The organism is Sporosarcina sp. P25 (assembly GCF_002743235.1).
GTDB lineage: Bacteria > Bacillota > Bacilli > Bacillales_A > Planococcaceae > Sporosarcina > Sporosarcina ureae_B.
In genome coordinates, this window is sequence record NZ_PDYV01000028.1 from 1 (window position 1) to 26524 (window position 26524).

At 39.0% G+C, this 26524-nt stretch carries 24 protein-coding genes, 1 pseudogene and 1 other annotated feature; of the genes and pseudogenes, 21 read left to right on the forward strand and 4 right to left on the reverse strand.

The features are described from left to right. Positions 1-78 precede the first annotated feature (78 nt). The 3 genes and pseudogenes from CSV70_RS15415 (at position 79) to CSV70_RS15425 (ending at position 4622) form a co-directional block, all read left to right on the forward strand. Positions 79-1758, forward strand: a complete 1680-nt coding sequence (locus CSV70_RS15415; protein ID WP_099628019.1) for a hypothetical protein — start codon at positions 79-81, stop codon at positions 1756-1758. Positions 1759-2045: 287 nt separating this feature from the next. Further along, positions 2046-2837 carry a gluconate 2-dehydrogenase subunit 3 family protein gene (locus CSV70_RS15420; RefSeq protein ID WP_158232363.1) on the forward strand — a complete coding sequence of 264 codons (792 nt, stop codon included), beginning with the start codon at positions 2046-2048 and terminating at the stop codon, positions 2835-2837. Positions 2838-2864: 27 nt separating this feature from the next. Further along, positions 2865-4622: pseudogene (locus CSV70_RS15425) on the forward strand (GMC family oxidoreductase). Between the two features lie 76 nt (positions 4623-4698). On the opposite strand, the gene CSV70_RS15430 reads toward CSV70_RS15425, so the two are convergent. Further along, the gene (locus CSV70_RS15430) at positions 4699-5397 is read right to left on the reverse strand and encodes a pseudouridine synthase (protein ID WP_099628020.1); all 699 of its coding nucleotides are present in this window, start codon (positions 5395-5397) and stop codon (positions 4699-4701) included. A gap of 152 nt (positions 5398-5549) precedes the next feature. Between CSV70_RS15430 and CSV70_RS15435 the strand changes: the two genes are divergently transcribed. The 3 genes from CSV70_RS15435 (at position 5550) to CSV70_RS15445 (ending at position 7366) form a co-directional block, all read left to right on the forward strand. Continuing rightward, a complete protein-coding gene (locus CSV70_RS15435; RefSeq protein WP_085130566.1) occupies positions 5550-6071 on the forward strand; it encodes a GNAT family N-acetyltransferase in 522 nt (173 codons plus the stop codon). Positions 6072-6344: 273 nt separating this feature from the next. After that, positions 6345-6656 carry an inner-membrane translocator gene (locus CSV70_RS15440; protein WP_085130568.1) on the forward strand — a complete coding sequence of 104 codons (312 nt, stop codon included), beginning with the start codon at positions 6345-6347 and terminating at the stop codon, positions 6654-6656. Between the two features lie 116 nt (positions 6657-6772). Beyond that, positions 6773-7366 (forward strand): hypothetical protein, encoded by a 594-nt coding sequence (locus CSV70_RS15445; RefSeq protein ID WP_085130570.1) that lies wholly within the window; start codon positions 6773-6775, stop codon positions 7364-7366. A gap of 212 nt (positions 7367-7578) precedes the next feature. On the opposite strand, the gene CSV70_RS15450 is transcribed toward CSV70_RS15445, so the two are convergent. After that, positions 7579-8784: an MFS transporter gene (locus CSV70_RS15450; RefSeq protein ID WP_085130572.1), complete on the reverse strand. Its 1206-nt coding sequence runs from the start codon at positions 8782-8784 to the stop codon at positions 7579-7581. 449 nt (positions 8785-9233) lie between these two features. On the opposite strand from CSV70_RS15450, the gene CSV70_RS16815 reads away from it, so the two are divergent. The 8 genes from CSV70_RS16815 to CSV70_RS15485 all read left to right on the forward strand — a co-directional run bounded on the left by CSV70_RS16815 (position 9234) and on the right by CSV70_RS15485 (position 16479). Beyond that, complete coding sequence (locus tag CSV70_RS16815) at positions 9234-9362, forward strand: hypothetical protein (protein ID WP_255397540.1); 129 nt, start codon at positions 9234-9236, stop codon at positions 9360-9362. A 155-nt stretch (positions 9363-9517) separates the two neighbouring features. Continuing rightward, complete coding sequence (locus CSV70_RS15455; protein WP_085130574.1) at positions 9518-9853, forward strand: ArsR/SmtB family transcription factor; 336 nt, start codon at positions 9518-9520, stop codon at positions 9851-9853. A gap of 20 nt (positions 9854-9873) precedes the next feature. After that, the gene (locus tag CSV70_RS15460; protein WP_099628021.1) at positions 9874-10827 is read left to right on the forward strand and encodes a cation diffusion facilitator family transporter; all 954 of its coding nucleotides are present in this window, start codon (positions 9874-9876) and stop codon (positions 10825-10827) included. A 330-nt stretch (positions 10828-11157) separates the two neighbouring features. Further along, the gene (locus CSV70_RS15465) at positions 11158-11358 is read left to right on the forward strand and encodes a cold-shock protein (RefSeq protein ID WP_085130578.1); all 201 of its coding nucleotides are present in this window, start codon (positions 11158-11160) and stop codon (positions 11356-11358) included. Positions 11359-11502: 144 nt separating this feature from the next. Next, the gene (locus CSV70_RS15470; RefSeq protein WP_099628022.1) at positions 11503-12555 is read left to right on the forward strand and encodes a tetratricopeptide repeat protein; all 1053 of its coding nucleotides are present in this window, start codon (positions 11503-11505) and stop codon (positions 12553-12555) included. Positions 12556-12615: 60 nt separating this feature from the next. Beyond that, a complete protein-coding gene (locus CSV70_RS15475) occupies positions 12616-14043 on the forward strand; it encodes a M28 family peptidase (protein WP_099628023.1) in 1428 nt (475 codons plus the stop codon). A 33-nt stretch (positions 14044-14076) separates the two neighbouring features. Then, positions 14077-14550, forward strand: a complete 474-nt coding sequence (locus CSV70_RS15480; RefSeq protein ID WP_099628024.1) for a peptide-methionine (S)-S-oxide reductase — start codon at positions 14077-14079, stop codon at positions 14548-14550. A gap of 120 nt (positions 14551-14670) precedes the next feature. Then, a complete protein-coding gene (locus CSV70_RS15485) occupies positions 14671-16479 on the forward strand; it encodes a M3 family oligoendopeptidase (protein ID WP_099628025.1) in 1809 nt (602 codons plus the stop codon). 56 nt (positions 16480-16535) lie between these two features. On the opposite strand, the gene brnQ is transcribed toward CSV70_RS15485, so the two are convergent. Together brnQ and CSV70_RS15495 are read right to left on the reverse strand one after the other, a co-directional pair. Further along, complete coding sequence (brnQ, locus tag CSV70_RS15490; protein WP_085130583.1) at positions 16536-17837, reverse strand: branched-chain amino acid transport system II carrier protein; 1302 nt, start codon at positions 17835-17837, stop codon at positions 16536-16538. Between the two features lie 234 nt (positions 17838-18071). Further along, positions 18072-18325, reverse strand: a binding site (T-box leader). 401 nt (positions 18326-18726) lie between these two features. Further along, positions 18727-19365 (reverse strand): hypothetical protein, encoded by a 639-nt coding sequence (locus CSV70_RS15495; protein ID WP_099628026.1) that lies wholly within the window; start codon positions 19363-19365, stop codon positions 18727-18729. A gap of 547 nt (positions 19366-19912) precedes the next feature. On the opposite strand from CSV70_RS15495, the gene CSV70_RS15500 reads away from it, so the two are divergent. The 7 genes from CSV70_RS15500 (at position 19913) to CSV70_RS15530 (ending at position 26366) form a co-directional block, all read left to right on the forward strand. Beyond that, positions 19913-20296, forward strand: coding sequence for a GntR family transcriptional regulator (locus tag CSV70_RS15500; RefSeq protein ID WP_085130586.1), 384 nt, complete (start codon positions 19913-19915; stop codon positions 20294-20296). Between the two features lie 2 nt (positions 20297-20298). After that, a complete protein-coding gene (locus tag CSV70_RS15505) occupies positions 20299-20988 on the forward strand; it encodes an ATP-binding cassette domain-containing protein (RefSeq protein WP_085130588.1) in 690 nt (229 codons plus the stop codon). Next, the gene (locus CSV70_RS15510; RefSeq protein ID WP_099628027.1) at positions 20985-21818 is read left to right on the forward strand and encodes a hypothetical protein; all 834 of its coding nucleotides are present in this window, start codon (positions 20985-20987) and stop codon (positions 21816-21818) included. The genes CSV70_RS15505 and CSV70_RS15510 overlap by 4 nt, the downstream gene beginning before the upstream one ends. A 13-nt stretch (positions 21819-21831) precedes the next feature. Next, the gene (locus CSV70_RS15515) at positions 21832-23052 is read left to right on the forward strand and encodes a hypothetical protein (protein WP_099628028.1); all 1221 of its coding nucleotides are present in this window, start codon (positions 21832-21834) and stop codon (positions 23050-23052) included. A gap of 309 nt (positions 23053-23361) precedes the next feature. Beyond that, positions 23362-23715 carry a hypothetical protein gene (locus tag CSV70_RS15520; RefSeq protein ID WP_099628029.1) on the forward strand — a complete coding sequence of 118 codons (354 nt, stop codon included), beginning with the start codon at positions 23362-23364 and terminating at the stop codon, positions 23713-23715. A 164-nt stretch (positions 23716-23879) separates the two neighbouring features. Beyond that, the gene (locus CSV70_RS15525) at positions 23880-24749 is read left to right on the forward strand and encodes a conserved phage C-terminal domain-containing protein (RefSeq protein WP_085130602.1); all 870 of its coding nucleotides are present in this window, start codon (positions 23880-23882) and stop codon (positions 24747-24749) included. A gap of 153 nt (positions 24750-24902) precedes the next feature. After that, the gene (locus CSV70_RS15530; protein ID WP_099628030.1) at positions 24903-26366 is read left to right on the forward strand and encodes an MDR family MFS transporter; all 1464 of its coding nucleotides are present in this window, start codon (positions 24903-24905) and stop codon (positions 26364-26366) included. Positions 26367-26524 lie beyond the last annotated feature (158 nt).

The following is a 26524-nucleotide window of genomic DNA, read 5'->3' on the forward strand; positions in this document are numbered from 1 at the left end:
TAAATATGAAACGATTTCCTACCCTATCCGTATACATAGTATGTAACAAAATCTAGTAACTGGAAAAGAGTGTTGGGTATGTTGGGTTTACTACTATTTTCATTAGTTGTAGGAGTTATCACGAGTGCTATGATCGTGCCGTTCCTCTCTGTAAATAACAAAAAAGAACCATTATCTTTTAACCGCTGGGTCGCTTTTGGGACGCTTACAGTGATCAGTACGATTGGCGTATTTATATTTTATTACGTGACGAATTTAGATCGTAATTGGTCATCGCTGTGGGCATTATTCCTCGTCGTCGCTATTTTAGGGGCAGTTTTTTCGCAAGGTATGGAGCGTAAAGTCAAAATGGTCGTATCGTTGGCAGCTTTGCTCATTGGTGTGTATGTCTTAAGTGCACCTCTTTTCAATGCAAATAAAAAATATGAAACGGTTGCGATGAAGCAAAAAGTGGAAATTACAGCGTTTGATGAAACGAAAACGCCGGCTAGTGTGCCGCCAAAGTTTGCGCGTAATAAGATGAAAAAAGCATTTGGTCAAGTACCAGATACGAGTTATTACGAACTCGGACATTTACAAATTCAAAAAGTGGATGACGAATTTGTCTATATTGCGCCTGTTGAGTTTTCAGGATTTTTCAAATGGTTTAACGGTAAAACGACACCGGGTTACTTCACGATGAGTGCAACGGATTCATCGGATAACCCGAAATTCATTCAAACGGAAATGGCGTATACGACGTCTTCTTATTTCCATAAAAAAGTGTATCGAAAAATGCGTATGGAAATGCCGGATTTAATCTTTTACGGAGATGTTCAATTGGAAATTGACGATGAAGGCAAGCCGCATTATATTCGCACGTATGGAGAATTCATTTCGGCACGTAACGGATTTAACGCCAAAGGAATTGTCATGTTGGATCCTGAAACAGGTGCTACGAAGAAATATGCGTTATCAGATGTTCCTGAATTTATTAATGGAGCCATTTCACCTGAAGCGGTAAGTCTTCAAAATAGTTATTTCGGTAAGTATATTCATGGTTTTTGGAATTCATTGGTTGGCAAAAAAGATGTAAAGATTCCTTCAGACGAAGGTACAGAAGCCAATGTTAGCCCGATCTTTGATGCGGATGGACATATGTATTACTTCACAGATTTCACCAGTCCAAAAGAAGGCGTAGACTCGATGCTTGGCTATGCATTAACAGATGGTCGAACAGGGAAAGCGACGTATTATACGGGGGATTTGGAAGAGTCCTACATGGATTCGCAAGGTGCGCTCCAGATCATTGAAAAGAAGTTTATCGAAAAGAAATGGAATGGCGAAATGCCTGTTTTGTATAACTTCTACGGTGAAGCTAGCTGGTTGACACCAGTACTTGATTCAAATGGATTCTTGCAAAATTACTTCATTGTTTCCGCTGCGAATCCTGAAATCTCTGTATTTGCGAATTCACCAAATGAAGCGTTGAAATTGTATAAAACCGCACTTCAACGTGGTGGCAGTACGGTAGATGGAAGTTCTGATGCAGAGGAAGCGAAAGCAACGATTACAGCCATGCGCGTATTTAAAGAACGCGTCGGTGAGTTTACAGTCGTTTCAATTCTAGCAAAAGACGGTCGAAACTTCCTTGTGTCATCGGAAGTCGAACCTCTTTCAATTTATGTGGAAGAAGGCGATCAGTTAACGGTAACGTATTTGGAGACGGGTGAATTATTCTTACCTGTGAAAGAATTAGTTAATAACAGTGTGAAATAAATAATTGTGAAATAGCCTAATAGCGCAATCGCGTAGTTAGGCTATTTCTTTGCGTATATTTATCGCATGATTTCTATCTAATTAGCGAAAAATTTCAATATATTATAATAGTTCATATTGAATAGCAAAATGAACTGTGTTAAAGTCGGGATACTATGGTGAAATTGATAATATTTTGTCAATATAGGTATTCCATAATTAAATAGGTAGTAATTAACAATTTACTCGCGTTACATTCACGCAATGGATTCTAGTAGTTACGAACTTTCATGTATAGGAGTGATAAAATGGCTAATAACAACAACCCAAAAACAGAAAGTCATGATCCAGGACGTAGAAACTTTCTGAAGAACACCGGTCTAGTTGTAGGTGGCGTGGCAGGTGGATCTTTACTTGGTGGTTTATTCACGAATCAAATGAAATCGGATGAGGGGAAAAAAGGGAAAAGTGAAGACGCTGTCAAAGTAGATCCGGCCCATGCACGGGTGTTTTTCGGTCGCTTCGAAGACTTCATCGTACTGGCAACGGCTACGGAACTGATTTTCCCTGAAGACGACAACGGCCCGGGAGCTATCGGGCTGGATGTACCGTATTTTATCGATAAACAACTGGCAGGGACTTGGGGCATAAATGGTGACGACTATCGTCAAGCACCTTTTACCAATTTGGAAGGTTTGAAGAAAATCGAGAAGGCTGATGAAAAAGTCAATCATTCACGGGCGAACCGAGGGAAAATTTTCTTGGAAGGTTTACGCTTGATGAATGCAGAAAGTATGAAACGGTTTGACGCTTCTTTTGACCAAGCTACTGAAGAGCAGCAACATGAAATTATGAGTGATCTCGAAGCAGGTAAGCTCGACATGAAATCTATTCCTTCAGACGCGTTCTTTGCGCTACTAAAGCAGGCTACATTAGAAGGTGCGTTTTCGGATCCTTTGTACGGTGGGAATAAAAACATGGACGGTTGGCGTATGAAAGAATTTGCTGGAGCTCGTCCATCTTACGCAGACGTCATTGAAAGTGAAGAATTTGTTAAACTGGACCCAATTAGTTTGACGGACTATCAACGAAAGAAATAAATTCAACATTTTCAGGAGGTAGAAGGTATGGCAGAAGAACTAAAGAAAGTGGACGTTGTAATTGTGGGGACTGGCTGGGCTGGTGGAATTACTGCTGCTGAGCTCACAAAAAAAGGATACAAAGTGGTGGCGCTTGAAAGAGGTAAGGAACAATCACGGGATGATTTCATCGGGGCGAAAGATGAATTAAAATATTCCATTCGTTACGATATGATGTAAGATCTATCCAAAGATACAGTGACAGCAAGAGGTAGTATGAAAGAAACCGCGAAGCCAGTACGAAATAATAACTATGCGCGCTTTGGAAATGATACAGGCGGGGCAAGTGTCCACTGGAATGGCGTAAGTTTGCGCTGGTTACCGTATGATTTTGAGATTCATAGTCAAACGGTGGAAAAATACGGCGCGAAAAAGATTCCAGAAAATTGTACAATTCAAGACTGGGGTATTACATACGACGAACTAGAACCGTATTATGATAAATTCGAAAAAACAGCTGGCGTTTCGGGTGAGGAAAACCCTGTCGGACCTCCACGTTCGGATAAGTATCCGAATCCACCTTTGAAAACGACGCCATCGATTGAATTGTTTAAAAAAGCTTCGACAAATCTAGGGTATCACCCATATCGTTTACCAGCTGCCAATATGTCGGAGTCGTATACAAATCCAGACGGCGAGACGATCAATGCGTGTATGTACTGTGCGTTCTGTGAAGAGTATGGCTGTGATTTCGGTGCCAAAGGCGATCCAATCGTTACAGTATTGGAGACTGCTAGAAAGACAGGGAACTTTGAAATTCGGAATGAATCCACAGTGACTGAAGTCATTCATGATGGAACGAAAGCGATCGGGTTAAAATATATTGATAATATTACAGGTACTGAATATATCCAACCTGCGGATATTGTCGTGTTAGCCGGATTTGTCTTTACAAATAATAAATTATTATTAAAGTCTAAAATAGGCAAGCCGTATAATCCCGAAACGCAAGAAGGTGTAATCGGGAAAAACTTTACAGGTCACTTTAGTAATATTAGTACCTACATAGGTGCACGGGGCTTCTTTGATAATGAAAAGTGGAATTTATCTATGGGTACAGGTGCACTAGGGGCAAAAGTGGATGATTTTGCAGGAGATAACGTGGATCATACAGATCTTGACTTCCTTCACGGCTATGAAATTCGCTATTACCATTTAGGTCAGCGTCCGATTGATAATAACCATGTGCCAGTGGGGACACCTGCTTGGGGTAAAGAATACAAAGAGAAAAATTTATTTTATCATAACCGCAGCTTGATTATTCGAGCGAAGACTGCTTTCTTACCTAACCGTTATACGTATCTGGATTTGGATCCTACGTACAAAGACGAGCTAGGAGATCCACTAATACGTGCGACTGTGCATTATGAAGAGCAAGACATAAAGCGCGCACAACATGGCGTGGAAACGTGTAAAGAAATTATGACAGAAATGGGTGCGGATATCATTGACTTGGTCGACGTACCGGATGATGTGAAGTTTGATAGCAAGTTCTACACAAACCACTTCCTTGGCGGTGCGATAATGGGTGAAGATCCTAAAACATCCGCTGTCAACACGTACTCGCAAATGTGGGATATGGAAAACTTGTTCGTGCTGGGTGGATCTTCCTTCCCGCATAACAGTAACCATGATCCTACCGAAACGATCGGTGCATTCGCTTACCGTGCTTCAGAAGGTATGATCGACTATCTTGGTGGCGAGGGTGGCTTGTTAGTGGAAGCTAAACAAACGAGCAAAGCTTAATTTCACACTAGCATGTATGAATGCCTATTATAATAGCCTAGCGTCGCAAATGCGATGCTAGGCTATTTTTAAAATATCATGATTTTAACTTCGCTGTCTCTTCTTCAGTCAAGTAACGCCACTGACCGCGTTCCAATGATCCAAGCTCAATATGCTTGATGCGAACTCTTTGCAAGTGCGTCACGGTATATTGAAACCGTCTGCACATTCTGCGGATTTGTCGATTCAATCCTTGCGTTAACGTAATACGAAACGTGAAGTCGTCCAAAGGAGTTACGAGGCAAGAGTTAGTCGTCATATAGCTTTTCGTTCTGGGATTATAAATATCTACCCCGTTGGATAAGTCTTCTATAAAGGTATTCGTTATTTTTTTATCGACTGTCACCACATACTCTTTTTCCTGATGGTTTTCGTCTTTCATTAACTCATTTACAATACTTCCATCATTGGTTAATAAAATTAGACCTTCTGTTTCTTTATCCAAACGTCCCACAGGAAATATACGTTCAGGATACGATATAAAATCGATAATATTACCCGCAATAGTAGGCGAAGCGGTACAAGTAATCCCACTTGGTTTATTAAGTATCATATATAGGTCCTGTGCGTTGTGCGTGATGGAGTGCCCGTCTACTTCAACATGATCATGCTCTTCAACAAAATAGACATGCGATGCAATGTTGCCGTTAACAAGCACTTTTTCAGCCGTAATATAGCGCTCGGCTTGTCTTCTGGAACAGAATCCCGAAGAACTAATATATTGATTCAACCTCAACGTGTTCGCTCCTCGTCTATCTAGGTGTTTCTTCTATTGTAACATGTTTGCTCTTTCGTAGAATGCCTTCGTATTGTTATATTATACTAGTAGTGTGCGAAGTTAAACCTGTTCATCAAATGACAAAACATAGAAATTAGGAGGGGCTGCCAATGAATATTGAAATCATGCCAGTAACCGAACCAACATCCATGCTTGTGAATACGCTCAATCGATGGGGGAACGACGTGAATTTAAAGTCATTGTCTCAACCTAATCCAAGTAAAGAAGAATTGGAACGAGAAAAGGTTTTGACTATTGAAGATGTACACCGTCGTTTAAAATACCAACATCTATTCCTGATCTATTTGGAAAATCAGCTGATCGGGGAAATGAGCTACACGGTGGACCCTGAGCATTTATTTAGAAAAGAAACTGGGACGGCGTGGATCAGCATTTCCATTGGCGAGCCTGAATGCCGTGGGAAAGGAATTGGTTTTATCGCTTTAGCGTACTTGGAAGAGCAAGTTAGAAAGCGTGGTCTTCAACGAATCGAGCTAGGCGTGTTTGAATTTAATACACCCGCTTTGAAGCTTTATAAGAAGTTAGGATATCAAGAAATTGGACGCATAGAAAACTTCACGTATTATGATGGAAAAATGCGGGCTGATATTCGTATGGAAAAGCGTATGTAATTTGATAAGTAAGTACACGCGTTACATGAGAATTACATCACTTGTTAATGAATTCCAAGTTGGATATTTTAATTGTTATTCAAACGATTCGTTCCAGTACCTGGTACTTTTCATCAGCATTTCCCGTATTGTATAAGGTATGGGAAATTTTAAAGGTGTCATGGAGTGCAGTAAGAAATAGTGAATAGACCGCGAAGGCACCAGATTGCGAAATCACTATTTCAAGTTTGAGTAGTTTTTAATGGCATCGTTGGATCATAGGGAGGGAAAGCGATGGAAGGTTTACTATTAACTGTATTCATCTTAATAATCATATCGCTTAACGTTGCTTCTTTTATGTTTTTCAAAAAGGGGAAATTAAATCTTATGATTGCAGGAATTATGATGATGATTCTTGCTCCTGTTCTTGGTTTTTCAAGTGGCGCATTATTTCTCCATTTCTATGATTGGAGTTCAGGGGGAACAGGAGAGGGTGCAGGCTATGGTGGCGCTTTTTTAGGTTTGATAACCTTGGTTAATGGGATTCTACTAGTATTGATTGGAATAGTTATGTTTATTATAAAAGTCATCACAAAACGACGTTGATCTTTCCTTATGACAGAAATGCGCGCAATTGCTTTATAAGTGATTGCGTCTATATCGCAATCGAGCCAAATGGATATACTAAACAGCACATTAGTCAGAAGATAAAGGAGATTTATATGAATACAAAACGTAAAAGGAAGATCTTGGGAATAGGCTCGGGAATATTTATTATACTTGTCATAGCTTTCATATCTTGGTATTATCCATTGTCGCTTCTTAGCATCGATCAAAGCTTTGCCTATAGTCCCGACACGGAAACCCATAATGGCAAAACCTATGAAGAAGAGATTGGCGAGTTTAAAGCTGCCTACGAGAAGGATCTGAAAATGGATTTAGAAAGTAATAATTACAATCCTACGGTAAATCGAACTCAATTTATTCTTCCGATTTTTGAACAACAATGGTTGATCGGTATGGACTCCAAAACAATTGACAAAGATAAACTCGATAGAATGCTTTTCGACGTACAACAGGCAAGAAATACCCTGTTAGACCTTGTCTCTGAAGGAGATTATTCAAGAGAAGAAAGAGTATACCTAGTTGATAGCATAAATAATTTCCTAAAGTTAGAAGATAGTATTAGATTTATAAGAACCGGAACATATTTTTCAAGAAGTGATTTGCATAGGTTGTTAGGTAATTTACAAGCAGAGTTCTGGGCGGGGTTTGATTACTATACCACCGTTTTTTATGATGCATCTCATACATAAAAGCTTGAAGTAATTGGGTGCTTTTATCATAAAACGAATTTGCGCATATCTAAAACAATCGGGCCGTTATGTTGACACCATCTTATAACTATACTGTGAAAATGCAGTCTGAATGGTAAAGTAGAATGATTTCACTAATTAAAGGTAATGGGCTTATTTTTATAAGAAGCAAAAAAACGATTGAACAAGTGTCCAATCGTTTTTTATGCATATTATTCAGTTGGAACGATAAAATCACGTCGGCGAATTAATGCAAATAGTGCACCAAGTCCTAACAAAGTTGCTGCCAAGATAAATGTTATTCTGACATCCCAAAGCTCAGCAATGGCTCCGAAAGTTAATGATGAAATACCGAACAAGAGTGATAGTATAGTGCTTTGCACGGCATGAATTTTAGGAAGCTGGTCAGTAGTTGCAGATTTTTGAAGCAATGTCTCACTTACAATACTTTTTAATTGTTGAACAACACCGTTCAGAATAACAAGTAGAATGGAAATCCACGGAATGGCGGTTACTCCGAAAAGAAGAGTGACGCCGCTAATGCCAAATGATAACACAATAAGCAAGCGTTTCAGGTTGTTTTCAATCCCAATTACAAATCTTGAGCAGATGACTCCTCCAATTATCATACCTAAGAAGAAAGCTGTATTAATGTAACCCCACCAAGCTTCTGTCTGACCTAGAACTTCTGCCACGAAGATGTAAAGGATCGAAGCAATCCATACAACATTGGCAATTGCTTCAAAAATGATGACCACATGAAGACTCCTAAAAAGCGGGTTTCTCCATACAATCTTCCAGCCTTCGGTTAGCTCACTCCTCCATTTACCTGTACACTCTTTTTTATGGAATGGTGTGGGATCGTAAATACAGAACATCATCATCGTTGCAATTATATACAAACTACCTGTACCGAAAATAATAAATTGTCCACTCATTAATGCGACAGCTATTCCTCCCAGTGCCCAGCCTCCTAAATTCATTGTTTCAGAGACGATCGAGAAGAAACTGTTCGCTTTCACAAGTCGTTCTTTTGGCACTAAGCGTGGTAGCATAGCACGGCTTGCCGGCGATGCCCAGCCATCCAAAAACGCAATACACCCAACAAACGTTAGAATGATGAATAGATCGGTTATTGTTTCAGAAATTAATAAAAGCGATAGAGCAACCAATAGAATGGTCTTACTGACTTGTGAATAAACGAGCAATGTCTTTAAAGGAAAACGATTGATCAACCACGGAGAGATCATCCCACTAATAAAACGACCGAACATATTGATGAAAGGTACCAATGCTAATGCAAAAGGTGACTCCGTGAGTGTATACAAAAAAGAGATGATACCGACAATATAAAAAACATCACCTAGACTAGCCAGTGATTGGCCCATCCATAGAAAACGAAACGATTGATTTTTCATTCTTACTACCCCTTTACTATCAAATTAAAATCTGATTTCTTAGGGTAGTTTTACACTCGTATTATTCCTCCTTTACATTAAGAACCACTTCATACATAGAATTCAAAAAAGATTAACAAAGGGATTGCTATCGAAAAGAAGAGTAGTAAGAATGAAAGAAATTTCATATTAGTCAAATTATATCAATTGCTAGAATGTAATGCCATACGATTAAAAATTATTGTATGCAAAAACCAATTACTACATTATTTTTAATGCATTAGGGGAGATAAAAAACATGACCGTTTCTCCATCGAGTATGATTGATTCACAAGTATTCGAGCTTATATCGCAATGAGGCCAAATCGTGGGATAAGAGAGAAACACCCCTATGGTGCATCTTGATGCGCTTAATACTACCTTTACTTTAATATCTTTCTCCAATAATACGGAGAGAGGAGTTATTATTGGTGCATTTGACGAACCGTTCAGAAGTCATTCGATGGCCAGTAAACGGTTGTGCGCGCGCTGGTTGGGTTGGTTGCAGCCGTGATTTGGCTATTACTATGGGTATATTCTTTGCCACACCTTTCTTTTGAGATACCAACAGCTCAATAGTATATTACCTACATAAGGTACATGAAAATAAGAGAGTACTATATGTAGTAATTGACAATTATTTAAATAGTTTATATTATATGAGTATATGTTCATATATGATAACCAGAAACACATGATTGGAGAGGAATTGAAAATGAGCGAAGAAACAAATAGTGACCAGTCTTTGGAAGAAAACACGCAACATTTGGATGAAGAAACACTTTTCGTTGTCTCCCAAACGTTTAAGGCATTAAGCGATCCGACGAGAATCCGGATCTTAAATTTATTGTGCAAAGAAGAACACTCAGTGAATGATATCGCTGAAACATTAAATTTAAGTCAGTCATCGGTCTCACATCAATTGCGTTTTTTAAAAAACTTGCGGCTGGTGAAATTTAGAAGAGCAGGGACGACCTTTTATTATTCAGAAGATGACCATCACGTAATGAATTTATTGAAACAGGCAATTGAGCACGCGACTCATAATTAACAACACGGAGGGATTATTCAGTGGGACTTGACCAAGGACACGACCATGCGCATGGTGCGAATAAAAAAGTATTATTGATTTCCTTCCTCATCATTACTTTATATATGATTGTGGAAGCGATCGGCGGATTTTTGACGAACAGTCTTGCCTTATTGGCAGATGCCGGTCATATGTTAAGTGATTCCATTTCATTAGCGATTGCATTGATTGCATTTAAGTTCGGGGAAAAGGTCGCAAGTAAAAGCAAGACATTCGGCTATAAGAGGTTCGAGATCTTAGCCGCTGTGTTAAATGGAATCACATTGATTGTTATCGCTTTGTTCATTTTCTTTGAAGCAGTAAAGCGCTTTGCAAATCCTCCTGAAGTTGCGACAATAGGCATGCTGATTGTTAGCAGCATCGGGTTGGCCGTAAATATTTTAGTTGCATGGATTATGATGCGCGGCAGCGATGTGGAAGAGAACTTGAATATGAAAGGCGCTTACCTGCATGTCATGAGCGATATGTTAGGTTCAATCGGAGCGATTGCTGCAGCGCTGCTTATGATGTTCTTTGGATGGGGCTGGGCCGATCCGTTAGCGAGTGTTATTGTAGCGGCATTGGTTTTACGCAGCGGTTACATTGTATCGAAGTCAGGGCTGCATGTGTTAATGGAAGGCGTGCCTCAAAATGTGAAGATGAATGAACTTATTCATACGCTCCGCAATGCGCAGGGCATCATCAGTGTTCATGATTTACACGTTTGGTCCATAACGAGCGGTTTAAATGCACTTTCTTGCCACGCCGTAGTGAACGATCAAATGACGATTGCGGAAAGTGAGCAATTGCTTCGCAAAATCGAACATGATTTATTGCACCAAAACATTCATCACGTTACTGTTCAATTGGAAACATCGGCCCATCAGCATGACGATTCAATCTTATGCCAAGTGAAACCTGAATCGTCGGGAGGCCACCATCATCACCATCATTAAGACAGTTAGTGACCGGCAGCAGTGTTGCATAGGTCACTATTTTCTTGAGAATGAAACAACATTCGTTGTATACTGTGTAGGGGTATATAATAATAAGTGGAAATAAGCCAATTTATGGAAAATACAAAGAGATATCAAGAACTTTATTTTATGTACTAAACATTAGGGTTGCTTTTTTATTTAATGTCTGTTATATTTAAAGAGTATTATCTTTGTTCTTTTTCAGATCGAGAATATATTTCATGGAAATATATTTTGTTTTTCGTCTAAAGTTTTGAGCAAGTATAGTAACATCATTGTGTGGATATCCGCACTAGGAGGCAATTAATTATGGAACAAGGTACAGTGAAATGGTTTAACGCAGAAAAAGGTTTTGGCTTCATCGAACGCGAAGCAGGGGAAGACGTATTCGTACATTTCTCAGCAATCCAAGGCGACGGTTTCAAATCTTTAGACGAAGGTCAAAGTGTAACATTTGAAATCGAACAAGGACAACGTGGCCTACAAGCTACAAACGTTCAAAAAGCTTAATAACAGCTTGAAGGAGACCCTACTTGTAGGGTCTTTTTTTATTTGTTGAAATGTATGTATACTATATGTAAGAGCTACTAGGAGTAAAAATATTCATTAGCCTGATTTATCTATATTCACATCCATTCTTAGGGGGCATTGCATATGAAAAAACTAGCATTGTTATCGGTTGAAGAATTGCTCGATCAGTTAGAGGTACTTGTAGATCAGCGCGAAGATGGAAAAGATTATTTGCTGAATTCGATTATTTCAACTGAAACGGCGTTGCTTCGCGCAATTAAGGCAGATCCCGAGAGCGATTATACACTGAGTATCTCCAAAATCGAAAACGATCTCGCAGAACATCTTGTAAAGTATGGAACGTATTTAAAAACGGAGTATAAAAAAGATGATGTAGCGGCGCAGAGTACACTGAAACAAGCGCTTCGATACGATCGAACAATTCCGTTAGCTCATTATCGTCTTGGTTTTTTAGCGTATAAACAGCAAGCGTATAATCATGCTCTTTTCCACTTCCAACATGCGGTGGAGTATAACCGTTTGAGTCCCCAACATAAAATGAGTTTATCGAATCAGCAAAGTTATCATGCGTTGCTGTATTTGAGTAATAGTGCGTTATATCTTGCTGTCGACGCACAACGACAAAGTCTAGAAATTTCAATACATAATGATGTGAAACAAACGAAAATTAATCAATTAACCCTGTCGCCATTATATGAACTCATTGATGCGAATTCGAGTTATTTAGCACAACAAGCATTTCAGATAAAGGATAGCGAAGGGCAGCGTGGAGCTTCATGGGAAGAGTACGAAGAACTGATCGATGGAGATGCTAGCGATGAACTTATGCTAGATATGACAGGTAGGGAAATTTGGGCGCGATATGGCGGGTCAGCAGTTAAACTAACCATCTTGAATGCCGAATTACTTCGTACACTGATGCTGAATTCAAGTGAAGCTCAGCCTTTAGCTAAAACGGACCTCTCGGATTTATTTAGCGTGAAGTCAGGCGAAATCAAGATTGAAAGATATGTAAAAAGTATTTCCCGACTTCGTGAGAAATTACTGAAATTGAAACTTCCGCTAGACGTCATAGGGATGGTTGCCAAGCCATTGAATGGACAAGATACATCCTACTTCTATCGGGCTACAGACATCCCTTTTGTGCTTATAGAACATGCAGAAGGCGGTCAATGACAGGTCTGTCATCGAGTATTTCATATACTTTAGTTATCACCTAAAGAGGAGCTGTTGTATATGAAAATGAAAATGACTTGGAATCGCTTATGGGTACGTCACGGTTGGAACTTGAAGCCGATCATCGGTAAGGAATGGAATGAGGATACACATTTTCGGGCGCACGAAGAGACAGATGAGAACATGAAGTTTTTAACGTCATGTTTGACAAAAGCGAATGTACTATTTAACTATAATGAAGACCTTAAACTCCTGATAGTAGAAAGTGCACCGCCTGAAGAGGAGCAATGGTTATCTGTAGTAAATGCGAAGTACAGAGGCAGAACAGAGATGTGCGGAATATACACGGAAGATCGCCAATTAAATATATATCAGTTGGATACGTTTAGTAGCGGAGTCGTTCGTCAAGTCAATCGATTAGGTATTCAAACGGAATATTCATGTGATGGTCATGGAAAGCGTAACCCTTTTCTGGACGTACAGAAAGGTGTAAGTGGACAACATCTGATGGAGTTACTGCAGGCACTAGGTATTCCTTGTAGAATCAACCGTGAAAATCCACAGCGTGATACGATTAAGATCTTAACTTCCCAAGAACAACTGTTAGATTTAGCGGAGCAACTGTCTACGATTGATCAAGCATGGCTAGCAAGCGGTGTTTCAATTGAAGAACATTTATTTCAAATTGAGCTAGAACAATTGCTGAATGTTCCTGGTAAGAGTGGGAATGAAGGAGAGATTCGTCAACATGTCGCAATGAAACTTAGACCATTCGTAGATACAATGCGTACGGATTCATATGGAAATCTGCTTGCAGAAAAGACGTATGGATCAGGAAAAGGTCGAGTTATTTTAGTAAATGCACATCTGGATATTGTCCGTGAACTCATTCCGGGACGTCAAATCCTAAAAACGGATGGAGTGTGGAGCAGCAGTGAAGGGATTTTAGGAGCAGATGATCGTGCGGGGATTGCGATATTGCTTCAAATTTCCAAATATCTTCAAACGAGTCGCTTTACAGGTACGGTAAAATATATCTTGACTGTAGAAGAAGAGGTTGGTCTTATTGGAGCATCCGAAGTCGATGTCGCATTTCTTCAAAATGTCGATGCAGCTTTTGTTTTGGACCGAAGAGGTAGTGGAGATATCGTCACGTCGTGTGCAGGAATTGAATATTTTTGTACAGATTCTTTCGGAAGTGCCATTGAAGAGATTGCGGGGATTAGTGAAGCGGGAGAATGGAAGTGTACACCAGGCGGCAGTAGCGATACGCGGATCTGGGCTGCAGCCGGTATTCAGAGTGTTAATCTTTCGGTAGGCTATCAGAATGAACATACGAATGCTGAATCGCTTCACGTAGGCGATTGTTATAATACGGTTACTCTACTTAAAAGTTTGTTTTTGAACACACGTATGTTAATGCCAAGTATTAGAGAATTAAAAAGATATCAGGCAACGCGTGAAAGAATTTCAAAAAAGATAGTATAACGGATCATTTGTACAGACGAGAGGAGTGTCCACATGGAAGTAGTATACATTGCGGGTGGCTGTTTGTGGGGAGTACAGGCTTTTATAAAAACCTTACCTGGCGTGACATTTACGGAAGCAGGGAGGGCGAATGGAACGCTTCATTTATTGGAAGGCGACTATGATGGGTATGCTGAATGTGTAAAGACAGGATTTGATCCTTCTGTCGTGACCATTTCGGAATTAATGGAGTATTTATTTGAAATCATTGATCCGTATAGTGTGAATCAACAAGGAGCAGACGTTGGTGAGAAATATAGAACGGGCGTCTACAGTGAAAACCTTGCACACTTAAAAGAAGCGAAGGCGTTTATTATGGAGAGAAGTGATGTTGACCGTATAGTTGTGGAAGTAGTACCTCTTACAAATTATGTGAGAAGTGCAGACGAACATCAAAACAGATTAGCTAAATGCCCAACGGATTATTGTCATATACCAGCTGAATTATTAACTAAATATGGAACATGAAGAATGTGCAGTCGAAATCAATAAAAATGACCACACGGTATGATGAATTGGTATATAATGGACTCAGCTACTACTAGAAACAACGTTTACAGTAGGGATATATAAGGGGAGTGACATACAGTGAAATATCAAAACACGTGGGATCTAGAGAGTATTTTTGCAGGTGGCACGCAGTCTAACGAAGTACAGACGAAACTTTCGGCTGTCAAAGAAGATATTGCTCTTTATGCAGATCAGTTACACGCTTGGAATAGTGATCCGACTAATGATGCCTCTACTTTACAAGAATTATTAAAAATGCAAGAAGTCATCGGTAAAGGCTTAGGTCAAGTGGGGACATTTATCAATATGTGGCGTGACGCCTTCATGGATGATCCCTATGCAAGCGTTGTCAAAGGGCAAGTGATGGAACTTAGCAGTGAAATCCAGCAACTTTCCACGATCTTCACTAAAAAATTGGTAGCTATTTCGGATGAAAACTGGAATCAACTTCTTGAAGACGATACTTTACACGTCATCCATTTTTCATTAAATGAAATACGCGAAGAAGGTAAACGGTTATTATCTGAAGCGGAAGAAAAGCTGATTGCTAAATTAAATAAAGACGGTCTCGCCGCGTGGAGCGATTTATACAATACAGTGGGCTCCACTATGACCGTTCCGTTTACAGATAAAGACGGGAAAACAACGGACTTATCTATCGGGCAAGCTATGAACAAAATGTACGCAGATCCTGATGCAGAAGTGCGCGCGGAACTTTTTGATAATTGGGAACAGACTTGGTCTGCGAATGGACCGATCTTTGCGGACATCTTGAATCATTTAGCAGGCTATCGCTTAACGTTACAAGACGTTCACGGAAGAACAAGTCATTTAGAAGAGCCGCTTGAATATAACCGGATGTCTGAAGATACGCTTGCTGCGATGTGGTCAGCAGTGGATGCGCAGAAACAAACGTTTATTGATTACTTAGGACAAAAAGCCAATTTATTTGGCATGGATCAGCTTGGCTGGCAAGATGTGGCGGCTCCTGTCGCGGTAGGTGAAACGAAGCCGACACGCTTCACATATGATGAAGCATGTGACTTTATTATAGAAAATTTCGCTTCATTTGGTCCGAAATTAACCGCTTTTACAAAACATGCATTGGAAAATCGTTGGGTAGAAGCGGAAGATCGTTCAAACAAACGCCCAGGTGGCTATTGCACAAGTTTGCCTGAATTGGAAGAGTCACGTATTTTCATGACGTTCACGGGTTCACCGAGTGATACGAGTACATTGGCACATGAATTAGGGCATGCTTTTCATAGTCACGTAATGAAAGATTTACCGACACTGAACCAAAATTATGCTATGAATGTCGCGGAAACAGCAAGTACGTTCGCGGAAACGATTATCGCCGATGCCACGGTGAAAAATGCTGCATCGGATGAAGAAAAGATCTCTCTATTAGCCAATAAATTAGAAGGCGCCACTGCGATGTTTTTAAATATTCGTGCCCGCTTCTTATTTGAAGATCATTTTTACACGGAACGCGCAAAAGGCATAGTATCAGAAAATCGCTTGAATGAATTAATGGTAGAAGCACAAAAAGAAGCGTTTGGAAATAGTTTATCTTCTTATCATCCGCATTTCTGGGCAGCTAAGTTGCATTTCTTTATCGATAGCGTGCCGTTCTATAACTTCCCGTACACATTTGGATACTTGTTCAGCTTAGGGATCTACGCGGAATACTTGAAACAACCGGAAGGGTTTGAAGAGAAGTATATTGCGTTATTACGAGATACCGGATCGATGAAAGTAGAAGACCTAGCGAAAAAACATCTGAATGTGGATGTGACGAAAGAAGATTTCTGGGCAGCCGGCATTGCGCTAGTAGCAAAAGACGTAGAAGAGTTTGTAGAATTGACGAATACATTACAGAAGTAAAATGGAAAGTAAAATCCCGCTCCTTTTTAAAAAAGAAGCGGGATTTTTATTGAGATTTATTTATTTTCTTGCTGGCTGAACTTATCCAGTATGTAACCAGTTGTGGCAGCTACAAATGCTGGTAAAACCCAGCCAAGTCCGTATTCAAAAAACGGGATAATATTTAGCGACTCAGTAACGCGATCAAGGCTGTACCCGATGCTAGTGAATACTTCGTATAAAGCAAAAATGAATGTGATAAATATAGCAAGCCGATACATCATCTTTCCGCCACCTGCCACATGTTGGAATAAGGAGAGAATAACTAACACAATGGCGATTGGATAAATAAACACTAATAAAGGGGTTGCCAAAGCTAATATGGCATTCAATCCTAAGTTCGATACTAACAAGCCGACTAGTACAAAAATAGCGACATACGCCTGGTAACTTAATTTCGGATATATTTCATTGAAGAACCTTGAACAAGCATTAATTAAACCGACACACGTCGTTAAACACGCTAGTATGACAATGATCCCAAAAAGAAGTCCTCCGCCGTTTGGAAATAACATGCTGGCTGCTTCGGTTAATACTTCTGCGCCATTTTCAAATGTTTTTTCTTTTGGAATCACTTTGCCGATCCAACCGAGTGAGAAATAGACAATGGCCAATCCGATACTAGCAATGAAGCCAGCACCCAAAGTTCCTTTAATAAGCTCCGATTTTGACCTCGACCCTTTATCTTTCAGCGCGTTGACCACGACAATCCCAAACGCTAGCGCAGCGACAGCATCCATCGTGAAATAGCCTTCTAAAAATCCATTTACAAATGGAGCAGTCGCATACTCTTCTACTGGAGCTGAAGATATGTTATCAAATTTGATAAACGCTTGAACAACGAGCATTCCTAAAACCAACAGTAGAATGGGCGTTAAAAATTGGCCGATGCGATCGACGATTTTTTTAGGATTTAAGCTGATATAGTATGTAATACCAAAGAATAGTAGAGAGAATATAAGTAATGGGAAGTTGCCATTCACTTCAACTATTTGTTTGAATCCTAATTCATACGCAACATTGGAAGCTCTTGGAATACCATAAAAAGCTCCGATCGACATATAGATGATGATCGCAAAAATCATTCCAAACACTTTATGTACGCGGCTACCCATAGACAATAGCCCGTTATCAGACAAGGCGATCGCCATAATTGCCATGAACGGCAGTAGAACGCCCGTGATGAGAAAACCGACAATTGCGGGTGCAAAGTTCGTTCCTGATTCTAACCCAAGAAATGGGGGGAAGATGAGATTTCCAGCTCCAAAGAATAAAGAGAAGAGCATGAATCCTATGAATAGTATGTTTTTTTTACTCACAATAATACCTCCTGATGTTTTTGTGTGTAGAGTAAAATGAAAGTACATAATATATGTATAATTGTAATCTAGAATAGTAAGACTTTGCAAAATATAGCGTGAATTTTGTCGAATACTTTTCCAACCTGGTTGATGTCATCTTATACAACTCATAAGATGATTTGTATTAATCTAGTGCTTTGTTCATCTGAAATTTCTCTCCCTTATTTTTGCGCATAAAAAACTCGCCCCCTAAATAGGGACGAGTTTTTACTCGCGGTACCACCCATGTTCTAAAAGCTTCGTAAAACGATAAGAAAGTTCCATTACTAATTCATCTTACGATTATATGTTTTCCATTTAACGTTGGAAATCCGGCAAAATTTACTATTTTCAACTTTGCATCTTAGAGATGATTTTCGGATAGGATCTGTCCATCGACTTTCACCAAACGTCGACTCTCTTGAGGACAAATTTCATATCGTACTCTTTCTCGTCACTGAATATTATATACTACAATACAATTTAACAGACAACTATTAGAAAGGTCAATACCTTTTACTATATTCGGAATATTACAACTACACGATCTCTTGGAATGAACGGGGATGGTGGAAGTGTCTTGTCTGTTATCGCATCCCTCAAAGATTTTTTATGGATCATCACCCCAGTCACTCTTCATGTTATTTTGCTTTGTGAATAGTAGATAAAGCTATAATAAAGTTGTGAAGTACTTTTTAGATTACTCAGCAAACAGGCCGTATTGTTGAAGAGGTTTACCCAATTACTTCTTCGGGGAAGAGTTAGTTTAGGATTAATAACGAAGAACCGTACCATAATTAAGTGAGGTTTAAAAAATAGACCACCTAGAACGTTGGTATGACAACGATTTAGGTGGTTAGTATTTAATTTAGTCATGAAATTTGTACTGTTTAAATGCTTGAACAGGAGGCTTGCGATTTTCAAAGATATCAGGGTCATGGTAGGGAGGATCCAATTGGCTTAGATCAAAGGAATCGTCTGTACATGATATATATAAACTATAACCTTCTTCATCTTCAGGGAAAAACACTTCTTTTTTTTCGCCAAATTGAAGTGCTTGATTAATTGTATCCCTTAACCTTTGTAATGCTGCACGATTGCCAACAATAAAGGCATCCCCATGCCAACTTGGCTGTCCATAAATGTGTAAGTATTCGTCTTCCTCACTATATTTCATCGCCTTTTCAATTTCCGCAATTATTTTCAAGGGCTCCTTCTCTGTAATAAAAATATCAGAATGGAAACCTTGGAATGCTTTTGATTTGAGATTTTGTATAAATACTTCTTTTACATCGCATTCTTGAACGAATAAATACATCTCTTCTTGAATTTCACTTACATACAAATAGACACGAATTTGTTGATAGTCCTTTTGGAAAAGGAACTGTTTAAAAAGTGGAGTTGAACAAATTTCTTCTACTAGTATAAAGCCCTTAGAGATGACTTTTTGGTTAGAAAAGGTTAAATAACTTTTTAGACTATGGCTATACCAATATAAATTACTCATACTTTACCTCCTAAAGTTTATAGTATTTTGGATTTTTATTGGTGTGCCTTCTATAATACCAATATTAATTTGCTTATACTATAAGCCTTTATAGAAATAACCGCACTTAGATATTTAATGGTGAATGGCATCATAAATAGGAAGAGTGATTTATTCAACAAAAGCGGGCGGTACTGGAATGAAAATTTGCACCCGTTCAACAAACGCGCCATTTTGTCGAATAGCGCAGGAGGTTTTTGAGAAAACTAAAGAATAACATTATTATTTAGTAACTGATCAGTTTTTAGCTTTGAGCGTTATTCATTTATGTCTGAGTGGATACGTTCTTTGGGTTTTTAGAAAAAATCTCTATTTATGGTCTGAAGTGAAATGGGATGATGTTCACACCGAAAAATTTAAAACAATACGAGAAGTATAGCGCATCTCTAAAACAGAATTGACAACTTTATGTATTACCCATATAATACACTTAACGTGTATGAACCACTTGATACACACACTAAGAAAATGATGTGCATACACCCAAGAACGTATAGGAGTTGTTTCGATGAATGTAAATTTTAACAATCGCGACCCAGTCTATTTGCAGGTAGTTCGGTATTTTAAAGAAAGAATTGCAATAGGCGAATTAGTACCTGGAGAAGAAATACCATCGAGACGGGAGTTGGCAAACAGGGTGAAGATAAACCCTAATACCGTACAACGAGCGTATAAGGAAATGGAGGAACAGGGTTTGATCCATACCGAACGTAATCATCCGAGCAAAATAACAACCGATGAAAAGATACTAGGCAAAGTACGAGAAGAGTTGCTACTTGAGGCGGTGGAAACATTTGTAACATCCGTTCGGTCTATTAAAGTTCCAGTTGATGAATTATTGAACTTGGTAAGAACAAAGTACACAGATCATGACGATGATAAGGGGGTATAAAAATGATTGAAGTAAAAGAGGTTACAAAGAATTATGGTCGGAAAAAAATATTGAAAGGTGTATCTTTTACAGCCAACAAAGGTGAAATAACTTGTTTACTAGGAATTAACGGAGTTGGTAAAACAACCATTTTAAATGCCATCATGGCACTTACCCCGATTAACAAAGGGCAAATATTAATCAACGGAGAAACCATTAATAAAAACATGTTCGAAAAAATCACCTTTATACCTGATGCCATCACAATGCTGCCACAGATGAAAATCTCTGAGGCAATGGAGTTCATGAATGACTTTTATACATGTTGGAACCAGAAACGTGCAACAGAACTGCTTGGTTTTTTACGATTGAACGAACAGGATAGAATCTCTTCCTTATCAAAAGGAAATACAGCAAAGGTCAATTTATTGCTGGGTTTAGCAATGGATGTTGACTTTGTATTAATGGATGAACCGTTTTCGGGAATTGACATGTTTAGTCGTGAGGAAATTGCCAAAGTGTTTACAAGTCATTTAATTGAAAATAGAGGCGTTATTATAACAACACATGAAATAGGCGATATTGAACATTTAATCGATAAAGTGGTGCTGTTAGACGAAGGGATTGTGATTAGGGAGTTCAGCGCGGAAGAAGCTCGTGAAAACGAAGGGAAATCTGTGGTGGATGTTATGAGAGAGGTGTATCAGAAATGAAAAACTACTTGAAGTTAGTCAATTTTGAATTCAATCGTATTGCAAAAATATTTGCAGTTCTACTAGGCATTACGCTAGTTGTACAAATTACTGGAGTCATAGTGTTGTCGAAAAACTACTTAAACATGGCCAATGAAAAAATTTATGAAGAGTTTATGCCAAAAGCAGAATTCTTAGTAGACTATGGCCAAATGAGTTTTCTCGCTGTTACTAGAAGTATGTGGTTTTTTGGTCCAATTGCTTTATGTATCGCCGGTGTTGGGTTCTATATTTTCCTGATCTGGTATCGTGATTGGTTCGGAAAAAACACATTTATTTATCGATTATTAATGTTACCCACAACGAGATTGAATGTTTTCTACGCAAAGATAACAAATATTCTACTAGCGACGTTTGGCTTTGTGGCATTTCAACTTATTTTGATTCCACTAGAGACAATGGTTTTTAGATGGATGCTGCCAAAGGAATTCCGAGTGGATATGAGTATCAAAGAGATTGTTAGCAACATGCCAGAATTACACTTGCTTTTCCCAACTACTTTTCTTGAAATGATAGTGTTTTATGGAGCAGGGGTAATGGTTGTGTCCATTCTGTTTACTGCAATTTTATTTGAAAGAAGTTATAAGTGGAAAGGCATTTTTGTGGGAATTTTGTTCAGCTTAGTAGCGGTTGCGGTATTGATCTCACCACTTCTTTTGCAAGAATTTGTACTGAATGACTTTTTCTATCCGTTAGAATTATTTGTATTTGAAATAGTAATGGGTGTAATCGTACTTACAGGATCCATTTGGATGAGTGGATTCTTATTAAAGAACAAGATTACTGTATAAGGAGTGTGTGGAGATGAAAAAGTATTGGAAGTTTACTTCAATTATTGCGGTTATTGTGCTTAGCATAGGAACGTTTTATGTTAGCTCTGCTAATTCGGCAACTCAATTTCCTGAGTTTGTAATAAATAAGAAGAGCGGTAATGCTGAAGAAATAAAATCTTTGGAGTTGGAAGGATTCTATCATAAAGGCGGATCTATGGGTTATGTAAACAATTACTTGAAGATCACTTCTGACGGTTCGGATTATAGAAACGGTAGTTCAATTATTGACTCGGTTATAGGACACCCCGCACCACTGATTCAGGAATTACAGGAGAATTATCGTAAATTCATGAGAGGCAAAGGCCAAAGTGTCGATTCATTTTTTGTGAACAAGAAGCTGATAGCCTATGCAGAAGTGAAGTATAAAACAGGTTCAATTACAAATAGAGATTTCAAATTCGACCTATCTATGGTTGATAAAGACACTGGCCATATATCTTCCTTCACTATTGAAGTTCCAGACAGTTCATCAATTAAACATATGTTTGTTGAAGATGTCCAAGTGGTTGATAACGAACTACATGTGATTACCCATAATAATACTAGAAAGAATAAGAAATATTTTAATGAAAAACATATCTACTCTTTCGATACATCTACTGGGAATATAAACAGTAATGAAACGGTTTTATCCATCCCTGAACAACAAGACAATGACTATACTTTTGCAAACCTAATTCAAACAAACCCAGATCAAGCGAATGAAAAACTTGTATTCATAAAAACGCAAGACAACATGATACAAGAAGAAGAAACGGATAGAGTAGAAAAAACTATTAAGCAACTAATTTATTACAATTTAAAAACGAAAGAAAAAGAGGTACTTGAATTGCCAGGCGGTTTAGAAGAGTATCAAAACAGTTTCTCTGATGGTTCAACTATATATCTTTCGAAAGTAAGCGAGGGGAATTTGGTTGTAACTCCTTATAATATAGAGAATGGTCTAGTTGGTAAGGAATGGACTATACAGCTATCAAACGAAAGAAGTAATGAAGAACCACCAATTATTTTTACAAAAGACGGTAAGTTATATGTGACAACACATATCACAAATTTTGAAACACAGGCTAGCATCACCGTTATTGATTTGAAAACATCGGATATAATTTACCAGGGTGAAGTAATCAGAAAAGATCTCCCAAAAAGTGATGAACAATTTGAGTTTTATATTTTTAATATGATCGTAAAATAAGAGTGGAATGGGGCTTGCTTTAGTTTTAAAGCAAGCTCTTTTGTCTGAATAAAAATATGGCCTAGACGCAAAAGATATTTGGCAAATCAGACGTATACGACGAAAGAAGATTAAAAGGGTGCAATAATAAGCCACTGACTTTTTGAATGAAGGAGTCAAACAACATGACAAAGAGATTGCACTACTAATTTAATAACTGTAAAGATAAATTATTTCGAAAAGGTGTATCCTTATTCAAAAAGATCTCTATATAGCTAGTGAAGAGGCAAATAGCTGCCGCTTACAACTAGTTAGTAGGGGGATACTATCATGCAAATTATTAATGAATCATTTCTACAATTTCATCCACACACAGCCGCGAAGATCGGACTTAATGAGTCGATGTTTCTGCAACAAATCCATGAGCTGTCTTTCGGTCTTCATGACACGATAGAAGGGACACAATGGGTGGGCAGGTCGTATAAAGAGTGGCATGCCGTGATGAATTTCTGGTCAATGGCTACGATTATCCGAGCGATACGAAAATTGGAGTCATCCGGCTATATTCGCTCGAAGCGACAGAACTTCGGAGAAAAGATGTATCTCGTAGATTACGAAGTCTGTGAGTCGATCGGGGTATTTCTGCTACCGCCAGTGAAAGGAGAAGTAGTGAGCATAAACTAACGTGTAATCCAGATGAGTGGAGGCCTATGCTTCCGCTCTTTTCTCGTGCAGTTTTGTAATCAAAAAATAGTTTGAAAACAAGTATCCTTATGCAAAAAGCTCTCTATATAGTAAGTGAAGTGGTGAATGGTTATCACTTACACGCAATTTAGGAGGAATTCAGTATGAAGTTATTAATCAATGAACAGCCATTACAATTACTACCGTCTCTTGTGCATGTAGTCGGATTAAACGAGGCATTATTTCTGCAACAGCTACATTTCCGATCACTTATTTCAAAAAATGTGCGCGACGGCCATCAGTGGGTGAATAAAACGTATGATCAATGGCTGGAGGAGTTTTCATTCTTGTCACGTATGACGATCAAACGTACGATTTATAATTTAGAAAAACAAGGATACGTTATTTCGACTTCTGAATACAATAAGATGAAAATTGATAAGACGAAATGGTATCGAATTGATTACACTAAACTCCCTGCCTTGTCTATTCAAGATGACCCGTCCGTTGAAGAAGCGGTACCAGCAAAAAGTGAACTGGAAATAGATCATGCGACGTTTCAATCTGATACAACGGACGTTTCACTTCGAAACGCTGTGTCGTACCAAAGTGAAACGAAGGACTGTGCCAATGTGGGACGGCCTATAACCAAAGAACTTAAAGAACTTAAAAGAATAAAGAATAAAGATCTTGTCGAGAAGCCTCTCGACGTTACGCATTTCGTCATTGCCTATTTGAATGAGAAAACCGGTAAGCAATTTAAAGCAGCGTCTGCAGCTAATAAGAAATTTATTAATGCAAGAGTGAAAGAAGGCTATACACAACAGGATTTTATACAAGTCATTGATCTCAAAGTGTCGCAATGGAATACTAATCCTGAATTTCGAGCATACTTACGTCCTTCCACATTATTCAACCCGACGAACTTTGAAAACTATTTGAACGAACAGCCGGTAATACCTGTACAACATACGCCAAGGCGCGTGCCCAAATCGCCCGTATTGGATTTTAGTAGAGGGGAAGATTTAGGCTAGCTAACTCGTATAAAAGTAACAATGAATTTTTGAAAAAAGATCGCTATTTTGGATTCGGAAAGTTTGACACATCAACTATAAAAAAGCATGATAAGAGTAAATGAACGGTAACTAAACTGCCGAATTCACGTGATCAACGAAAGAGGTTTTGAGATGGAAGAACAGAAATACGAATACTTGGCGGATAATCCGAATATTAAAGTACTGCCAATTATGTTGGCTCTCATTATCGGTGCATTTTTCGCCATTTTGAATGAAACACTATTAAACATCGCACTCATTACACTGATGGATCAGTTTTCCATCACGTTACCGACTGTGCAATGGATGGCTACAGGCTTCATGCTGGTCATGGCCGTCGTCATCCCCATCTCGGCGTTACTTTTACAATGGTTCACGACGCGGCAATTATTCCTCGGTACGATGACCGTCTTCACGATTGGAACAATCGTGGCTGCGAGCGCGCCGACATTTCCCATTCTATTAACGGGTCGACTCATTCAGGCTGTCGGAACAGGATTATTGATGCCGATCATCTTCAACGTCTTCCTACTCATTTATCCACCGCATAGACGGGGTAAAATTATGGGAATCATCGGACTTGTCATTATGTTCGCTCCAGCGATTGGCCCGACGTTATCAGGTGTGATCGTGGAATATCTCGGATGGCGTTATTTATTCATCCTCGTCATTCCATTCGCGTTATTTTCTATCGGATTTGGTTATAAATACTTGATCAATGTTACGGAAGTCACAAAACCAAAAATTGATTATATTTCATTGGTCTATTCATCAATTGGTTTTGGATCACTCGTCTATGGATTCAGCTCCGTTGGGAATAGCGCAGACGGTTTTGCAGATCCGCTCGTCTTGTTGTTTATCAGTATGGGCGTGATCGGTATTGTGCTGTTCGTCTTGCGTCAGTTGAAGCTAGATGAACCGATTATGAATATGCGCGTGTTCCGATACCCGATGTTCACTCACGCCGTCTTCATGTTCTTGATTATCATTATGGCGATGTTTGCTTCCGAAATCATCTTACCCATCTATATGCAAGGACCACTCGCGCTTAGCGCAGCGACTGCAGGGTTGATTCTACTGCCAGGCAGTATTTTAAATGGTATTATGTCTCCGTTCATGGGTTCACTATTCGATAAGTTTGGTCCGCGTGTGCTGATGATTCCAGCGACGATTGTGCTCAGCGGAACGATGTTCATGATGAGTCGATTGACGCTCGATACGCCCATTTGGGTGGTTGTCACGAGCTATATCTTGCTGATGCTCAGTGTATCTGCGATTATGATGCCGGCCGAGACGAATGGATTGAATCAACTACCGAAGCGATTATATCCGCACGGCACCGCAGTTATGTCGACGCTACAACCAGTTGCAGGAGCTATTGGCGTGTCGGTATTTATTAGTATTATGAATGCGAGACAACTGCACTTCCTAAATAAATCTACAACACTTGAAGACGCAGTAACTGCTGATTTGGCTCTCGTTGCTGGTGTTGAACTTGTCTACTTCATCGCATTCGCCATGTCGCTTGTGGCAGTTGTGCTGTCGTTTATTGTGTACCGTGCTACACCGCAAGAAGATATGGAAGAAAGTAAATAACAAAAAATCCCCAACCCTTCAAAAATAAAATGTACCCTATAAGATAGACACTTTGAAAAAAGTCTATCCTATAGGGTACTTTTGTTTATAATGAATAAAAAGATGTGGGAGCGGATGAATGTGACTGAACGATTGTTTACCTTAAAAGAACAAGCACG

Excerpts from the sequence above, each read along its gene's own strand:
- CSV70_RS15415 (WP_099628019.1), top strand. The coding sequence starts at position 79 with ATGTTGGGTTTACTACTATTTTCATTAGTTGTAGGAGTTATCACGAGT.
- CSV70_RS15420 (WP_158232363.1), top strand. The coding sequence starts at position 2,046 with ATGGCTAATAACAACAACCCAAAAACAGAAAGTCATGATCCAGGACGT.
- CSV70_RS15435 (WP_085130566.1), top strand. The coding sequence starts at position 5,550 with ATGAATATTGAAATCATGCCAGTAACCGAACCAACATCCATGCTTGTG.
- CSV70_RS15440 (WP_085130568.1), top strand. The coding sequence starts at position 6,345 with ATGGAAGGTTTACTATTAACTGTATTCATCTTAATAATCATATCGCTT.
- CSV70_RS15445 (WP_085130570.1), top strand. The coding sequence starts at position 6,773 with ATGAATACAAAACGTAAAAGGAAGATCTTGGGAATAGGCTCGGGAATA.
- CSV70_RS15450 (WP_085130572.1), bottom strand. The coding sequence starts at position 8,784 with ATGAAAAATCAATCGTTTCGTTTTCTATGGATGGGCCAATCACTGGCT.
- CSV70_RS15455 (WP_085130574.1), top strand. The coding sequence starts at position 9,518 with ATGAGCGAAGAAACAAATAGTGACCAGTCTTTGGAAGAAAACACGCAA.
- CSV70_RS15465 (WP_085130578.1), top strand. The coding sequence starts at position 11,158 with ATGGAACAAGGTACAGTGAAATGGTTTAACGCAGAAAAAGGTTTTGGC.
- CSV70_RS15470 (WP_099628022.1), top strand. The coding sequence starts at position 11,503 with ATGAAAAAACTAGCATTGTTATCGGTTGAAGAATTGCTCGATCAGTTA.
- CSV70_RS15475 (WP_099628023.1), top strand. The coding sequence starts at position 12,616 with ATGAAAATGAAAATGACTTGGAATCGCTTATGGGTACGTCACGGTTGG.
- CSV70_RS15480 (WP_099628024.1), top strand. The coding sequence starts at position 14,077 with ATGGAAGTAGTATACATTGCGGGTGGCTGTTTGTGGGGAGTACAGGCT.
- CSV70_RS15495 (WP_099628026.1), bottom strand. The coding sequence starts at position 19,365 with ATGAGTAATTTATATTGGTATAGCCATAGTCTAAAAAGTTATTTAACC.
- CSV70_RS15500 (WP_085130586.1), top strand. The coding sequence starts at position 19,913 with ATGAATGTAAATTTTAACAATCGCGACCCAGTCTATTTGCAGGTAGTT.
- CSV70_RS15505 (WP_085130588.1), top strand. The coding sequence starts at position 20,299 with ATGATTGAAGTAAAAGAGGTTACAAAGAATTATGGTCGGAAAAAAATA.
- CSV70_RS15510 (WP_099628027.1), top strand. The coding sequence starts at position 20,985 with ATGAAAAACTACTTGAAGTTAGTCAATTTTGAATTCAATCGTATTGCA.
- CSV70_RS15515 (WP_099628028.1), top strand. The coding sequence starts at position 21,832 with ATGAAAAAGTATTGGAAGTTTACTTCAATTATTGCGGTTATTGTGCTT.
- CSV70_RS15520 (WP_099628029.1), top strand. The coding sequence starts at position 23,362 with ATGCAAATTATTAATGAATCATTTCTACAATTTCATCCACACACAGCC.
- CSV70_RS15525 (WP_085130602.1), top strand. The coding sequence starts at position 23,880 with ATGAAGTTATTAATCAATGAACAGCCATTACAATTACTACCGTCTCTT.
- CSV70_RS15530 (WP_099628030.1), top strand. The coding sequence starts at position 24,903 with ATGGAAGAACAGAAATACGAATACTTGGCGGATAATCCGAATATTAAA.